Source organism: Streptomyces sp. Edi2 (assembly GCF_040253635.1).
In the GTDB taxonomy this organism is placed as follows: Bacteria; Actinomycetota; Actinomycetes; order Streptomycetales; family Streptomycetaceae; genus Streptomyces.
Window position 1 is genome coordinate 7,322,949 of sequence record NZ_JBEJGX010000003.1, and the last position, 15,805, is coordinate 7,338,753.

The following is a 15,805-nucleotide window of genomic DNA, read 5'->3' on the forward strand; positions in this document are numbered from 1 at the left end:
TGACGTTCCGTCAGGTGCAAGTGCGATATTTTCCGGGTGTTCGTGTCGACGGTGATCGCTCAGGGGTAGGGGTTGTCGCGGATGTCCGTGCTATCTCGCCGCGCCCCTGAGGCTGGCTTGCGGGTTTGCCACGCCAGGCGCAGTGCACTGCGTTGCCTCGCGAAGGGGCTGGAATGTGGAATGCCCGCAAAAAGGTGGGGCCAGATGGTGATGCATCGCATTCGCAGTGACCACGGTGCGTCGAGGGCGGTCTCTTCCGGGCGAAGCACCCGGACTCAGAGGGTGTCTTACGTGGCAAGTTTCGCGAACTTCTTGTAGCAGGTCAGGGCGGCGGCCATGGTCAGGCCTCGGCTCTACCAGTCGTTGCGGACCACGTACGGGATCTTGAGACCCACGAGTAGCCCATGGCAGGCTCATGCCGCATGATCGATGAATTCGCGAAAGACAACCTGCACGGGAGACTGCGGCGGGACCGCAAGGCGCTGCTCTGGAAACTCGACGGCTTGTCCGAATACGACGCCCGCCGACCTTTGACAGCGACCGGGACCAACCTCCTCGGCCTGGTCAAACACGTGGCCACCGTCGAGGCCAGGTACTTCGGCGAGGTCTTCGACCGCCCTTCCCCGGAACCGCTGCCCCGGTGGCAGGACTCCGACGGCAGCGATCTGTGGGCGACCGAGGACGAGACCCGCGATCAGATCATCGGGTTCTACCGGCGCACGTGGGAACACTCGGACGCGACGATCAACGAGCTTCCCCTCGACGCCCCCGGCCACGTGCCGTGGTGGCCGGAGCCTTCTGCCGACACGAACCTGTTCGCCATCATGGTCCATGTCCTCGGCGAGTCCATCCGGCATACCGGGCACGCCGATATCCTGCGCGAGGGCCTCGACGGCCGGACCGGGTTGCGCGCCGAACTCGAGAAGCAGATCGACGAGGAAGCCCGCGCAGCCTACTGCGTGAAGATCGAGCAGGCCGCCAGGTCGGCCGCACCAGTCAAGGCTCAGAGGTTGTCTCACGTGCCGGGTGTACCCGATTGCGTTGTGGGTCCCATGGGCTGATGGCGACAGTGGATGCTGACCCAGTCGGCACCCAGTCAGCAGGCTTGCGAGCCATCCAGGGCTGATGATGGCGACGAGATCTTCTCGAAGTCGTCTATCTGCCTGCCTTGACCTGGGGGGCGGTCATGCGCCTCTGAACTGCGGAGATGGGACTTTGAGGGGCTTTCAGGTTCGTGCCACATTACGCGGTCGATTCCCCTCACGCGCCTCCCAGCGCCGTCACCCCCCAGATTCCCCCAGGGAAGCCACGTGCGGCGGGATGGGGGCGTCGCCGGTAGCGAGATCATGCACGGCGCTGTGAGCTATGTTGCGTGACTGCCGTAGGCCAGGAAGAAGACCACCAGTAGGTTCTTCGTCTGCTGGTGGTACAGCGCTCATGGTGGTGCTGGCCTGCTGAAATGGCTGCTGTAACGGTCGCCGATGGAGCGTTGGTCCGTGCATGGTCCGGATCTTGGCGTCAGCTACCCGGCTGCTGGGGCACTGGTGGTCGGCGTTGCCCTGGAAGGCACCTTCATCGGGTGCCTGGCCAGTAGCAGCGTGGCATGCGGAGAGCTGAGCGTGCATGGGCACGGCAACCTGTCAGGCGCTGGAAGCGGTACCTCTTCGGCTTCCATTGGCACCGGGTTTGGGGCAAGGTTGCGGGAGTAGCGGGTTGGCCAGCATCTATACAGGTCAGGGGTGGTGTGGAGCGGATTGGGGCATGTGCATGTGTCGCCGTCTGTCGCCACCTCTGGCAGGGTGCATGCTGACTCGGTGCTGACTTTGATGACGTAGCGTCAGGTAGACCTGATGGCGCGTCATGTTGCCCTCGTTGCATGGCGTGAATCAGGGAGTGGATCGCCTTGGGGGTGAGATGCTGGGTGGGCTCGAATTTCGAAGTCGGCCGCCGTCAATGTCTGTCTTGAGGGTCATCTGGTGTCCTGGATGTGTCATTGAAAGTGGGATGGCTACACGGATGCGCTGGAGTCGCGTCACAAAGGGGCATGCAGAGAACGTCTTGCAGTCTGAGTCGTTCGATGTCCGCGCGCTACATGAGAGGCGCCGGCATCGATTCGGGGATATCGGAACCCCTGAGGCGGGACCGGAGACCGCTGTGGTCGCAGCGTGATCTGGGGGTCTCCGAAGATGGAAGGGGCGACCAGCTCCTGCCTGCACAGGAAATTGCGGGTGTGGACCTTATCGTCCTCCCTCGACCGAGTCGCCTACGTGGGTTGAGACCCGCTGCTCTGGCCTTCGAACAAATGCCTCGGCGAGGTGCGGTATGGGTCGTTGTCGGAATTGGGTCTACCTCTTCTCGATGACGCATCATGTCGAGTGCGTTGTGGTGCTGGAGGGGGCGGATAAGGGCGTCTGACCTGTGGTTTTTCCCGTGCGCGGAATGTGCGGTGCGGGCCTTACAGGCGATATCTTGACGCTGAAATGACGATCAGTTGACGCTCGTTCTGATGGTGCGTCAGTCGTCTTGCGTCGCTGGTCAGGCGGTCTGATAGCTAACCCGGTGAGGCAGGGGTGCCGAAAGATTCTTGGTGCGAAGCGGTCATGCGTCATGCAGAGTGTTGCGGATCAATTACCGGTCAACCATCTGAGTAGAGCCATTAGCTACGCTCACGCACATCTCGGGCAGGTGCAGGAGGACGAGGAGCGTCGAGGGGCGACGGGGCTCTTGGCTAAGTTCGTCCTGTGCCATGAACCAAAGGTCGGCTGACGCGGTTCGGCGCTTTCGGGGTGAGCCATCATCTCGGCCTTGGCCTGCAAGACGTAGGCAATACCGCGGTCATGAAGGCTACCTCGCAAGTCCGCGTTCGCGCCGGAACCGGCATCTGCCACCACGACAGCCAGCTGCGGGCCGACGGCGGCGAGTTCGTCGAGCATCTCCAGCGCGAGCTTGTGGTGCGAGGCGGACAAATGCCTCTATGGCACGGGCGCCAGAAGCCGTCAACGTCATCGGTACCACGGCGCGCACTGTCCAGGCGGGGCATGGGAAGGGGAGGTCTTCCCGTCGATGGAGCCTGCAGGGTGCTGGGCAGACCTCGGCGAAGGTCGAGGAATCCATCATGGTCGTGAGGTCGGCACCCCGGGTTTCCCAAGTAACCTGCACGGCTGAGGCGTCGACCTGTTCCGTTCCCACTCGGAACCCAAGACGGTGTCGCGTGCGGCTTCGAGGGCGGTGGTGAAGTCGACCCGGTCGGGGTGCAGTCCGCCGTGAGCCTCGACGGCGGTGACCATGGTCGAGCGTAGGGCCTGGTAGAGCACCGTGAGGCCCCAGAGTTCCTGGGTGGCGACGCGCGGAAGGGCTGGCGCTGCTGGAGCGGTTCATCCAGGTAGCGGCCGAGGCGGAACGCCTGGCGTTCACCCGGCATTCCGAGTGGGACGACGCCCACGCATGGTGCCTCACATTACCTGGAGAGGCAGGGGATGCATCCTGGGACGGCTGCAAGGGCGCGTTGGTGTAGTGAGCGTGCTCGGTAGGGAATTGAGCCATTTGAAGGGAGAAGTGCGTGGGCTGATTACGTTCAGTATTCCGATCATAACCTGAAGTGAGTCCATGGCTGGATCAGGAGGGGCGCGCACGGGCGCCTCGGGAGGCTCGTGCGGCACGTTCCGGCGTGGTAGAGGCATCGCCGCGTGTGCCAGGGGCCGCCGTGCTGCCGGGGCCGACGGCGTCAAGGTCACACTTCAGGCCACGAAGCAGGTTTCCGCGAACGTCATTCTGCTCGTCGAGGTGGTTCGAGTTCGCACGGCCGGGCCTTCGCCGGGGCGATCTGAAATGGCCGGATACGCAACGGCGGGTTGCGCTGCTCCGGCGCCCTCACCAATCTGTTGCCATGCCAGGAACAGGGCGTAATCACGGGGTTACCGGCGAAGCCTATTTCGCGGCGGTCAACATACCCTAAGTGCCTCGTCCGTTGATTTACGGACGGCGCGGGGCTGGTGTGTATCACGGTCACGGCCATGCTGAGCAGGTCGATCGGCCGGTGCGCAGAATACGGTGCCCTGGTTTTTTCTGACCGGTCGGAGTCTTCCCTGCGTGCAGTTCCCGCGCGACGGGGCGCTTCCGCTCGAATTCATGAGCGGCCGCTCGTCCCGGGAAATGGGAAGACTTCGTGCTCGGGCCACTCGTCACATACCGCCATATGTACATGGCGGCGTGTGGAATTCCGCAGCGAAGCCGCCCCATCCACCATTCGCGACAGGGGATTCTTTTGAGAAGAACGACGAAAGGCGCGTTGCGGGCCGGGTTCGGCCTGGGAGCCGCGCTGACCCTGCTGACCTCGATGGTGCCGACGCCGGCGGTCGCCGCCGCGCCCGGCACGCTGACGGTCAGCGTCATCCGCGACGTGGACGCCGACGGCAGGTACACGGCGGCCCGTGAACTAGGGGTGGCCGGGATCCAGGTCGAGGTCACCGATGCCGATGACAACAGATTCATCGTCACCACCAACCCGGACGGCACCGTCGATGTGCCCACCGCGGGGACCACGGGAGAGTTCCGGCTGGAGCTGGTGACCAGCAGCCTTCCGGACTATCTGCAGCCTGCCTTCGGCGGCAGGGACCTCTCCTCCGCGGTCACCTACGTCAACGTGGCCGAGCATTCGCAGACGGTGCGGTTCGGGGTGTGGAACACGGCGGACTTCTGCCAGGTCAATGCCGACCTGACGACCTCCTGCCAGCAGGACATGCTCAAGCCCGACACCTCGCGCGGCCTGGTGACGTTCAAGAACAACTGGCGCGGCAACAGCAACGGCGGTGCGCCCCAGCCCACCGCCCTCAACACCAAGGGCGACACAGGCGCGACCTACGGCCTGGCGTACGACAAGAAGCAGCGGCGCATCTTCCAGGGCGCCTATGCCAAGCGGGCCACCACCTATGGGCCGGACGGGCAGGGTGCGATCTATGTAACGCCGCGCGGCGGCGGTGCCACCACCACGTTTGCCACCCTGACTGCCGGCAGCACCCCGCACGACACCAGCACCGCCCGCTACGACGGCGACTTCATCAAGGCCGTCGGCAAGGAGGGGCTCGGAGACATCGACCTCTCCGAGAAGGGTGACGAGCTGTACGTCGTCAACATGTACGACCGCAAGCTCTACACCTTCGACGCGACCCAGTCGGCCCCGCCCCCGAACGCGCCGCAGTCGAGCATCGACATCCCCGACCCGGGCTGCAACGGCCCCGCCGACTGGCGGCCGATGGGCCTCGGGGTGCGCGACGGTGTGGTGTACGTCGGCGGGGTGTGCTCCGCGCAGTCCACCCAGAACGCCGGTGACCTGCGGGCTGTGGTGTGGACGTACGACCCCGGCAGTCAGACGTTCTCCACCGCGCCGGTGCTGGACGAGCAGCTGGACAAGGCGCGTGGTGACCTGACCCCGGGCATCTCCGCCAAGTGGACGCCCTGGACGTTGGACGACCCGAACCAGTACCCGGCGTCCGTCAGCGGCACCCCCGCCCGCCCGCAGCCGATGCTCAGCGACATCGCCATCGAGGCCAACGGCGACCTGGCACTGGGCTTCCGCGACCGTCAGGGCGACCTGGGCGGCTACCAGATGATCAACCCCAACCCGGCGCACCCCACCCTGGACACCACTGCTTCGGCGGGTGACATCACCAAGGTGTGCCGCACCGCCGCGGGCACGTTCGTCTGGGAGGGCACCGGCGGCTGCCCGACCAACCCGGGCGACGGCGCCGACGAGTTCTACCACGGCGACAACTGGTCCGGCCACGGCGAACGGGCACAGGGTGCGCTGGCCCTCTCCCTGCACGACGGCAAGATCGCCAGTACGTACATGGACCCCGCGCACGCGATCAATTCCGGAGGGGTGAACTGGCACGACCGCACCAGCGGCGCCGCCGACCAAAAAGGCTACGGCATCCAGTACCTCACCGCTCTGGACAGCGGCAACTTCGCCAAGGCCAACGGCTTGGGCGACCTGGAGTACCTGTGCGACGAGCCGCCGATCCAGATCGGCAACCGCGTCTGGTACGACCCGCAGCCCGGCACCCAGAACCCCGACGAATGGGCCGGGATCCCCGGCGTCACCGTCACCCTCCTGGACGAGAACGGCAACACACTCGCCACGACCACTACCAACGCCAAGGGCGAGTACTACTTCAGCTCGCTCGACGTGCCCGCGCTGACCGAGCACGGCAAGTACAAACTGCGGTTCGACAAGAGCACCGCGAACCTGACCAATGTGCCCATCGGACGGCCCAACCCGCAGATCAGCAGGCTGCGCTGGACCAACCCCTACGAGGACGATCCCGGCGGGAACTCGTCGATCGACTCCAAGGTGGAGTTCAGCAGGAACTCCGACACCACCGCGGAGACCCAGGTGTTCCAGGTCGGTGACTGGGGTTCGGTCAAGCACAACCTCGACGCGGGTATGTACTACGCCCGCTGAGCAAGAGCACCTGTTCCGCAGCGGTGCGCCCTCCCTCCAGGGGGCGCACCACCGACGTCTCACCCGGCCAACAGGCCCGCCCCCAAAGTGCGTTCGGCATCGAAGCCCGGCAGAACCAGGAAGGTGCCAGAGGCCGTGGCCGTGGTGAACGCCATCAAGTCATCGCCCTCGTCGAGCCGCTGCAGGGTGGCGACGAACGTACGGAGTTCGCGTTGGAAGCTGATGAAGACCAGACCGGCGTCGTCCGGCCCGTTGCGGTAGCTGTAGCCGCGGCGCAGCATCAGTCCACTGCCGGAGGTGAGCGGGTTCGCGCGGCGGGCGTGTGCCATGGGCGGTACCCGATAGCGGCCGTCGGGAGTCTTGGCGCCCAGGTCCACCTCGGCCTCGGGACCGCCTCCGCTCAGCGGCGCCCCGTCGGAGCGCCGCCGGCCGATGATCTCCTCCTGACGGTGCACGGGCTGGGCCAGGAAACGGTCGGTGGCGATGCGCAGCCGGCGCACCACGGCGATCGTGCCACCGGCCACCGGCCCCGGGCCGTCGAGCCACACCTCACGCCGCATCTGCTCCGGCCCCTTGGGCACGATGATCCCGTCGGGAAAGCCGAGGAGATTGCGCCCGGCGTGCGGCCCCGCCGGGGGCCTAAATCCCTGCTGCGACCAGCGCACGCGCGCCCCCGCGTCGGTCAGCGCCGCAGTGCAGGCCGCCTCCGCGCAGCTGACCACCAGGGGGTCGGAGCCGCAGATCTGCAGCAGAACGTCGCCGTCGCGGGCCGCCTCGGGGATCTTCTCGCGGGCGAAGGCAGGCAGCCGGGCGGCGCCGGGCAGTTCGCGCCCCGCGCCGGAGACGAGGCGGGGCCCGATGCCGACCGTCACGGTCGTATCGCCCGGGGCCAGCCCGGCCATACGGGGATGACTGCCCCTGGCCACCCGCTGCACGGACCGGCCCAGGTCGGCGATCACCTTGGCCACTTCGCCGCCTTCTTGTGCCGGGGCGAGGTCGAGCACCACGAGACCGAGGTGTTCCTGTGGCGTGCCGGGTCTGTCAACTCCCGCTTGCGTGGGTCCTGTTGGACTCACAGACGACAGTGGGTGGGGAGCGTCGTCGGCGGACTTCCCTTCAGGGTGCGGGCCCTGGGCCCGGCAGGCCGCCAGGGAGGATGCCACAGCCAGCGCACCCCCCACGAGCAGCCCCCTACGCGGTACGCCACGTAACTGATCCATTACTCCATCTTGTCAGTGATGAGGAGTAATTGTCAGCAAATCTCCCTCACTGCCATCTCAGAAACCGTTGAAGGGAAACCGTGTTCCGAGGCCGTATCACCCCGTTCATCTGCCTGATCGTCATGCTTCTCGCGGCGGTGGGTTGTGCACCGTCCGACGAGGAGGACGACGCAGCCAAGGCCCGTACGCCACAGACCATCCGGGTGCCGCAGGACGCCCCCACGATCAGCACGGCCGTCGGACGCGCCCGGCCGGGCGACCTGGTCCTGGTCTCGCCCGGCGTCTACCACGAGACCGTACGGATCCCGGTCGACCGCGTCGTGCTGCGCGGCACCGACCGCAACCGCGTGATCATCGACGGGCAGGGCAGGCGGCATAATGGCGTCGTCGTGACCGGCTCCGGCGTGGCGGTGGAGAACCTCACCGTCCGCGACCACCTGCTCAACGGCGTGCTGGTGACCGGCGTGGCGTCCCAGGACGGGCAGGGCCTGGCCCGCGGCAGCAACGGCTATGAGCGCCTGGAGCCGGAGAAGTTCCCGCCGCTGCAAGGCTTCCGGGTCAGCTATGTGACCTCCGCGCGCAACGGCCTCTACGGCATCTACGCCTTCAACGCTCAGAGCGGACGGCTGGACCACAACCACACCTCCGGCGGCGCCGATTCGGGCCTGTACGTCGGCCAGTGCAAGCCGTGCAATGTCGTGGTGAGCGACAACGTCGCCGAGTACAACGCCGTCGGCTATGAGGGCACCAACGCCAGCGAGAAGATGTGGGTACTGCGCAACCGCCTCACCCACAACCGTGTCGGAATGACGGTCAACTCCGACTATCTGGAGGCATTCGTCCCCCAGCACAGTGCCGTTGTGGCGGGCAATCTCGTCGCCGACAACGCCGAGCCGAAGTCACCCCAGCAGGCCGACGGGGGCTTCGGCATCGGAATCGGCCTCGCGGGCGGCCAGCGCAACACCGTGCACAACAACCGGGTCGAGGGGAACCCGCGCGCCGGACTCGTCCTCATGTCCGCCGAAGACGTCCCGCCCACCGGCAACGCGATCACCTCGAACACCTTCAGCCGCAACGGAGTCGACGCAGTGTACGCGGCCAGCGACCGCGCCCCCGGCAAGGGCAACTGCCTCACGGACAACGCCCTGTCCACCACGGCCCCCAAGACCCTGGCCGCCCAGCCGCAGTGTTCCGCCGACGCCGACGGCCCGGTGATGACGTCCGCGGCACCACCCACGCAGCCTGCCGCACCTGCCGGAATCCCCTTCCGTACGGTGCCCGAGCCCCCGGACCAGCCGCAGATGCCCGGCGGCGCCACCGCCCCCGTACGCCCTGCCACCGGCCTGCCCGGCTCCGTCGACGCGGACCGCGTCCCGCTGCCGGGCCGCGATCTGCTCGCCGCCCACAGCCGGAGCGGCTCGTGATGCGCCGCCGTGCCCTGCTCGCCGCGGGCGCGGCCGGAATCGCCCTGGTCCTGACCGGATGCGGCGGAGACGACGGCCGGGGCAAGCGGGCGGCAGCGGGGCCTCGCCCGCTCACCACATCCGAGGCCGAGCTGATGTCCACCGTACGATTCCTCAACTACCAGCGCGTACGCGGCGAGATCCACGCCACCGTCCCCGCCGCCGGACGCACCCTGAGACTCACCGGCCGCGTCGACTGGACCACACACACCGGCTACGCCCAGGTACTTGTCCCCGGACAGCCGCAGAACATCCTCGTGCGGTGGGACCTCCGCACCGCCTACGTCCACCCCAACAGCAACGCCCAACTGCCCGCCACGCCACCACGCTCCGGCTGGCAGCACCGCCCCCTGGATCCCCGCGCCAACCCCATCGACGCCGTGCTGCTGCTGGCCCTCTCCCTGGGCACGGACCGCCCCGAGAACGCCCAACTGCTGCGCCAGGGAGGGGCGAGCCGGCTGCGCAGCGAACGACTGAACAACACCCCCGTCACCGTCATCGCCGGCCCCAAGCCCCCCGACTCCGGCGACACCGCCCCGCCCGCACCGGGCACCGCCACCGGATCCGCCGAACGCCGCACCCGCTACTGGATCGATGCCGACGGGCGCTTGCACCGCTTCGCCGCCCTGGTCGCCGGCGGCAAGTGGGCCACCCTCGACTTTCCGCATGGTGAGGCCGCGCCGATCCCCACCGTCCGCTGAGGCGGCCCTTCCGCACGTACAACAGCCCGTCTGTGTTCGTTGCTGTCGCCGCTCCACCTGTGCTGAAGAGCCTTCGGAGAAGGGTGTGGTTCGGTTTGAGGGACCTGGTGACCAGGCGTTTCGCTTTGCGGTAGTCCGGTAAGTCCCTGGGGGTGCGGGGTTGGGCCCGGCGCGTCAGCGTCGACGGCATCCGGGAGGCACGGGTGGAACAGGAGCTGTTCGCGTTGTGAAGGAGCGTGAGGAAGCGGCCCGGGTCCGGGTGGAGAGGTTGCAGGGCGAGCTGGCCGCGCTGAACGTGCAGGTCGCGGCTGCCGAGGACGAGCTGTCCCGGCTGGAGATCACCCGGGAGACCCTGGCCACTCTGGGTGGCGAACACATCTCTCCAGCGCTGCAGTTCGAGTCGTCCCTCTCCGGGGATGCGAATCCGGACGATCTGTCCGCGCCCGTCCCGCCAGTGGTCAACCTGGCGACCGGCGAGGTGCCTGCGGAGGGCGACTGGCCCGTGCTCGCCCTGCTGGCCAGAACGGACGTGCCGCTGCGGGCCAAGCAGATCTGCGAGCAGACCGGGGAGACCGTCGACCACCGGCACATCGAAACGCTGCGGATGCGGCTGAAGCGGATGGTGCGCCACGGGTGGCTGGACGAGCCCGAGCGCGGCCTGTTCGCGCTGGCCGACAGCGTTCGCGCACCTGTGCAGCCGTAGACAAAAGCCGGCTCTTCCCGCGTCGTGCCTGGTGACAAGCCTCGCAGCAACGAAGGAAGAGCCCGATGCCAGCCTATGACTCCCGCGAGATCACCGAGGGCTTTCCCGCCACCCGCACCGCATTCGAGGCGCTCCTCGCGGACCTCGTCGACCCGGCGCGCTCCGCGGCCTGCGCCGCCACCGAGGAGTTCATCGCCACCCGCGCCCGCGAGGTGCAGCGGCTGATGCTGCAGGAATGGCTCGAGAAGCGGGCGGCCGGAGAACAGCGGGCGCAAGAGGTCGCCGGGAGCGACGGCGTGGTGCGCCGATGCGCAGAGAAGAGCCATGCACGGCTTTTGTCCACGCGGTTCGGCACGGTGCAGGTGGAGCGGATCGCCTACCGCGCCAAGGGGGCATCGAACCTGTATCCGGCCGACGCGGAACTGGACCTGCCGACCGGCCGCCACTCCCACACGCTCAAGAAACTAGCCGCGGTCGAGGCGGCGCGCGGCTCGTTCGCCGACGCGCAGACCGCGGTCGAGCGCGCCACCGGAACCCACACCGGCAAACGGCAGACGATCCAACTGGTCCAGCGCACCGCGGCGGACATCGACGCCTTCTACACCTTCGCACGCAGCGCCTCCGCCTCCGGCTCCGGCTCCGGCTCCGGGGAGATGCTGCTGGTGTTGTCTGCGGACGGCAAGGGGGTCGTGATGCGTCCCGACGCGCTGCGCGAGGAGACCAGGCGGGCCGCCGCGAGGAAGGCCGCCTCAGGTGGCGGCCCGTACCAGACCCGCCTGGCCGGCGGGGAGAAGAGCGGGCGCAAGCGGATGGCGACCGTCGGCGCCGTCTACGCCTTGGCGGCCCAGCCGCGAGGTCCGCAGGAGGTGATCCGACCGAACGGCGCCGACCGTGAGAAGCGGCCCGACCGGCCACGCGCGACGGACAAGTGGCTGACCGCCTCCGTCGCCGCCGACGCCCGCACCGTCATCGCGGCGGTGTTCGACCACGCCGAGCGGCGCGACCCCGCCCGGACACGCGAGTGGGTGATGCTGGTCGACGGAGCACGCCGCCAGCTGGATCTGATCCACGAACAGTGCGATGCCCGCGAACTGGAAGTCCACGTCCTCATCGACTTCGTCCATGTACTCGAATATCTGTGGGGCGCGGCCTGGTGCTTCTTCGCCCCGGCCGACCCCGGGGCCGAACCCTGGGTCGGCGGGCACGCACTCGCCATCCTCCAGGGCACGGCCCAGCACGTCGCCGACGCCCTCGAACAGCAGGCGGATGCCGCGCAGTTGAGCGAGCACAAGCGGGCCGGTGTGGACAAGGCAGTCGGATACCTGCGGGCCAAGCTGCCCTATCTGGGCTACGACATCGCGCTCGCCGAGGGCTGGCCGATCGCCGCCGGAGTGATCGAAGGAGCATGCCGGCACCTGATCAAGGACCGCATGGACATCACCGGCGCCCGCTGGGGCCTGCCAGGCGCCGAGGCTGTCCTCAAACTCCGTGCAGTCATCAGCAACGGCGACTTCGAAGCGTACTGGGAGTACCACGTGCAGCGCGAACACCTGCGGGTTCACACAGTCCGCTACCGCGACACCCTCGAACTCGCGGCGTGATCACGGTCTCTCAAACCGAACCACACCCTTCTGACATCCGCCCCGGTCATTCCGCCGGCAGGGTTGAGGCCCACTCGGTCAGCAGCTTCACGTATAGCGCCGGGTCGAATTGGTGCATCATGTGGTGCGCTTCCGGATGCGACTCATAGTCGACCTTGACGCCTGCGGACGACATGATGTCGTGAGCCTTCTGTGCCTGCTCGTCGGACAACGACCCGACGAAATCGCCCGTCTGCGGGTTGACCGCCCGGTTGTGGTGGGTGATCAGGACGGGTGTCCTGACCTGCGCCAGCATCCGGTCGTGGGGGGTGTTCAATCCGGCGGTTCCCTCGAAGAACGCCCGCGCCCACTCAGGGTCGTATTCCTTGAGGTTCTGGGGCGGCTCCGCGCTTGCCGGGAAGAATTGCGCAAGCTTCGACGACGAAGCCTCGGCAGCGGCACCGAAGCCGGCCCAGTCGCCGATGCACCACTGATCGCCGAGGTGTTTGCTGAGCAGCTCGAAGAACGGGCCCGCCCCCTGGCGTATGTTGTGCCCGAACGCGGGGACGAGTTCGGAGGCGAAGAATGGTGCGTCCTCGCAGAACGCGCCGCGGATCTGGCCGGGGAGCGAATACGCCGACAGCCAGGCGGCCAAGACCCCACCCGACGAGTTCCCTGACACGATGACCGGACGCCGGATCACCAGCGAGATGAAGCGCACCAGGTCGTTTCCGAAGTTGTCGAGGCTGTACCGCTTCGGCGTCCAGGTGCTCCGTCCCTGCCCACGCAAGTCGACGGCGAACACGTGGAAGTCCTCGGCCAAAAGCTCGATCGCCGGCTCATAGCTCCACCAGGAGCCCGTCTGCTCGGGAATGAGCAGGAGTACCGGCTTGTCCGGTGACCCCGCCTCCGCGTAGTTCATCATGATCTCGCCGAGGTTCACCTGCTTCTCGGGGTAAGCATGAGAAACGAAGCTGTCGCGATCAGCCGGCTTCGGAGTGGTGCCCACCTTGTCAGTCATATGTGCCTCCTTGTATCGAGTAATGGCTTTTTCTCGTCTCAGTCGGGCCCAGCGCTCGGTGATGCCTCGGGCCGGCCGACCACTCGCGCGCTCAACCCGTCCGCGGCCGACGCGAAAGCCATGGTCCCTGCCTTGGCGGCCGGGACTGATTGATATCCCTTGTATACCTAGTAGTCGAAGTAGACTGCAACGAAATCAGGTATCACCGAGGAGACTTACGTGAATCCAGCAGAACTCGATGACGACGGCCGTCGTCTGCTCAACCAATTGTTCGGCAAGTGGTCTTTGCTCGTGTTGGACGCATTGTGCAAGCGTCCCCAGCGCTTCAGTGAGCTTCGGCAACACCTGCCGGCCGTCACACCGAAGTCCCTGACCGCATGCCTGCGCCGGCTGGAGCGCGACGGCATGGTCGAGCGCGTGGTCGTGTCCACGGAGCCCGTGGCGATCGAGTACGGCGTCACTCGCCTGGGCCGGACCCTGAGGTCCCCCCTGCAAGCCATGATGGAATGGTTCGTCGACCACCTCGACGAAGTCGAAGCCGCCCGCTCTGACTACGACGAGCAGCGTCAGCCCAGCTGACACTTCCGGCGCGCCGCCTCGTGCAGCAGCACCACCACCGTGTCTCCCCGGTCTGCTCGCAGATCTGTTTGGCCCGCAGCGGCACGTCCGTTCTGGCCAGCAGGGCGAGCACGGGCCAGTCGCCCTCCGCAGGCACCTCGCCGGTCGCCAGGTTGACCACTGGCGGGACGGGCGCGGACAGATCGTCCGGATTCGCATCCCCGGAGAGGGACGACTCGAACTGCAGCGCTGGAGAGATGTGTTCGCCACCCAGAGTGGCCAGGGTCTCCCGGGTGATCTCCAGCCGGGACAGCTCGTCCTCGGCAGCCGCGACCTGCACGTTCAGCGCGGCCAGCTCGCCCTGCGACCTCTCCACCCGGACCCGGGCCGCTTCCTCACGCTCCTTCACAACGCGAACAGCTCCTGTTCCACCCGTGCCTCCCGGATGCCGTCGACGCTGACGCGCCGGGCCCAACCCCGCACCCCCAGGGACTTACCGGACTACCGCAAAGCGAAACGCCTGGTCACCAGGTCCCTCAAACCGAACCACACCCTCCGGAGAATGCGGGTGGGGCCGGGACGCCCCTGAACGCAACCAGAACTGCAACCAGGAAGAACCCGGCCGCTTAGCGTGATGGATCCGCTCTCCGCCGTGACGGCCGCGAAGATTCAGCTCTTCCTCGCTGCCGACCTGCGGGCCGGCGCGGTCCAGCGGGACGACACGGAGATCAGTATGACGGTGCGCTGGTGGAAGCTCAGCGAAGCCGTGGACGCTGTTCGCGCCGGTCGCATCACCGAGGCCGGCAGCGTCGCCGGGCTGCTCCTGGCGGCGCATGCGCAGGGTGTTCGTCCTGACGGTCACCGAGACCTCCTGCTGACCGACGACAACCTCCAGGCGATCACGGCTCCGGCCAGTGCGAGTGCTGCATCCGCAGCTCATGCCACCCCTGCGGCCTGCGAATTCAAACGTTCGTGGGAGGAGTCGGCCAGGGTGCGACGGCGATAATCGGCCAACTCTATTGGCCGCAAATTTGCGGTGATAGGCGAAAGACAAGGACATCTTCTCTGATGGGTGCTGAGTACACGCGGCCCCATGGCGGGCCCCGCCCCCGGCGACGCCTGTCGGTGGCGGTCTTGACAATTCCCGACGATTGCAGCCTTGGCATCCCAGTCCCACTGGCCACAGCACCTCGCTTCACAGCAGGTGACGAAGTCCCGGTAGGGCGTATGGCTACTTTCCGTGCAGGTGGTTGCGGGGTCCGAATACCGTTCGGGGCCGCTGTGGAGCCATGGCGGCGCCGGACGAAGCACAAGGTGGAGTGGATGCATCTGAGCCCCCATGAGCAAGAGAAATTGCTCATTTACGTGGCCGCCGACATCGCGGCGAAACGTCGGTTGGATCCGGTCGAGCCCGTGAAGCTCAACTACCCCGAGGTGGTCGCGCTGATCAGCGTGCACATCATGGAAGGGGCGCGCCGGGGGAAGCCGGTGTTGGACCTGGCCCATGAAGCGGCCCGGTTGTTCTACCCCGGGGAACTGATGGAGGGCGTCTTCGAGATGGTCCGCGACCTCCAGGTGGAGGCGACCTTCCCGGACGGGAGCAAGCTGTGCTCCGTACGTGAGTTGGTCGATCCCAGCCTGGTGCCTGTGCCTGACCCTGAAGCCGACTCCGCCTCGATGGCCACAGGAGAGCAATCGTGATTCCTGGAGAAATCGAGTTCGACGGCCCCGACATTGTCATCAATGAGGGTAAGCCGGTGACGGTCCTGAACGTGAAGAACGTCGGGGACCGGCCCATCCAGGTCGGCTCCCACTACCACTTCGCCGAGGTCAATCACTGCCTGGAGTTCTTCTCGGAGGACAACGAGCCCCTGGAGCGCAGCGCGGCGCGCGGGCTGCGACTGCATATCGCGGCGGGGACGGCGAAGCGTTTCGAGTGCAATAAGGACTATGACATCGAACTTGTGCCGCTGGCGGGCAACAGGGTGGTGCCGGGACTGCGCGGCGAGACCGCGGGCCCGTTGAACTGCGACGCGGAAGCCGTGAACGACGGCACGGAATCGGGGGCGGAGCGATGACAGAGAATTCCCGGCACAGGC

12 protein-coding genes and 1 pseudogene are annotated in these 15,805 nt (G+C 67.0%); 10 read left to right on the top strand and 3 right to left on the bottom strand.

Going from position 1 to position 15,805, the window contains the following annotated elements:
- Positions 1-422 precede the first annotated feature (422 nt).
- Entirely contained in the window at positions 423-1,061 is a 639-nt protein-coding gene (locus ABR737_RS35535; RefSeq protein WP_350255184.1) for a DinB family protein, read from the top strand.
- Positions 1,062-2,666: 1,605 nt separating this feature from the next.
- Here the strand turns inward: ABR737_RS35535 and ABR737_RS35540 are convergent.
- Positions 2,667-2,966 (bottom strand): transposase, encoded by a 300-nt coding sequence (locus ABR737_RS35540; RefSeq protein WP_350255186.1) that lies wholly within the window; start codon positions 2,964-2,966, stop codon positions 2,667-2,669.
- Positions 2,967-4,264: 1,298 nt separating this feature from the next.
- Here ABR737_RS35540 and ABR737_RS35545 point away from each other — a divergent pair.
- The gene (locus tag ABR737_RS35545; protein ID WP_327690155.1) at positions 4,265-6,460 is read left to right on the top strand and encodes an SdrD B-like domain-containing protein; all 2,196 of its coding nucleotides are present in this window, start codon (positions 4,265-4,267) and stop codon (positions 6,458-6,460) included.
- Positions 6,461-6,519: 59 nt separating this feature from the next.
- Here the strand turns inward: ABR737_RS35545 and ABR737_RS35550 are convergent, their stop codons facing one another.
- On the bottom strand, positions 6,520-7,680 hold the full coding sequence (locus tag ABR737_RS35550) for a Dyp-type peroxidase (RefSeq protein ID WP_350255187.1): 1,161 nt from the start codon (positions 7,678-7,680) through the stop codon (positions 6,520-6,522).
- 80 nt (positions 7,681-7,760) lie between these two features.
- On the opposite strand from ABR737_RS35550, the gene ABR737_RS35555 reads away from it, so the two are divergent.
- From ABR737_RS35555 to ABR737_RS35570, 4 genes are all read left to right on the top strand, one after another.
- Positions 7,761-9,104, top strand: coding sequence for a right-handed parallel beta-helix repeat-containing protein (locus ABR737_RS35555; protein WP_350255189.1), 1,344 nt, complete (start codon positions 7,761-7,763; stop codon positions 9,102-9,104).
- A complete protein-coding gene (locus ABR737_RS35560) occupies positions 9,104-9,844 on the top strand; it encodes a hypothetical protein (protein ID WP_350255191.1) in 741 nt (246 codons plus the stop codon). The genes ABR737_RS35555 and ABR737_RS35560 overlap by 1 nt, the downstream gene beginning before the upstream one ends.
- A gap of 226 nt (positions 9,845-10,070) precedes the next feature.
- Positions 10,071-10,547, top strand: coding sequence for a hypothetical protein (locus ABR737_RS35565; RefSeq protein WP_350255192.1), 477 nt, complete (start codon positions 10,071-10,073; stop codon positions 10,545-10,547).
- 65 nt (positions 10,548-10,612) lie between these two features.
- Positions 10,613-12,148, top strand: a complete 1,536-nt coding sequence (locus ABR737_RS35570; protein ID WP_350255193.1) for an ISKra4 family transposase — start codon at positions 10,613-10,615, stop codon at positions 12,146-12,148.
- A gap of 46 nt (positions 12,149-12,194) precedes the next feature.
- On the opposite strand, the gene ABR737_RS35575 is transcribed toward ABR737_RS35570, so the two are convergent.
- Complete coding sequence (locus tag ABR737_RS35575) at positions 12,195-13,148, bottom strand: alpha/beta fold hydrolase (protein ID WP_350255195.1); 954 nt, start codon at positions 13,146-13,148, stop codon at positions 12,195-12,197.
- A 219-nt stretch (positions 13,149-13,367) separates the two neighbouring features.
- Between ABR737_RS35575 and ABR737_RS35580 the strand changes: the two genes are divergently transcribed.
- From ABR737_RS35580 to ureB, 4 genes and pseudogenes are all read left to right on the top strand, one after another.
- Entirely contained in the window at positions 13,368-13,727 is a 360-nt protein-coding gene (locus ABR737_RS35580; RefSeq protein WP_327158398.1) for a winged helix-turn-helix transcriptional regulator, read from the top strand.
- Positions 13,728-14,340: 613 nt separating this feature from the next.
- Positions 14,341-14,712 carry an NUDIX hydrolase gene (locus ABR737_RS35585; RefSeq protein WP_350255197.1) on the top strand — a complete coding sequence of 124 codons (372 nt, stop codon included), beginning with the start codon at positions 14,341-14,343 and terminating at the stop codon, positions 14,710-14,712.
- A 317-nt stretch (positions 14,713-15,029) separates the two neighbouring features.
- Positions 15,030-15,329: pseudogene (ureA, locus tag ABR737_RS35590) on the top strand (urease subunit gamma); the annotation flags it as partial.
- 74 nt (positions 15,330-15,403) lie between these two features.
- Positions 15,404-15,784, top strand: coding sequence for an urease subunit beta (ureB, locus tag ABR737_RS35595; protein ID WP_350255199.1), 381 nt, complete (start codon positions 15,404-15,406; stop codon positions 15,782-15,784).
- Positions 15,785-15,805: the final 21 nt, after the last annotated feature.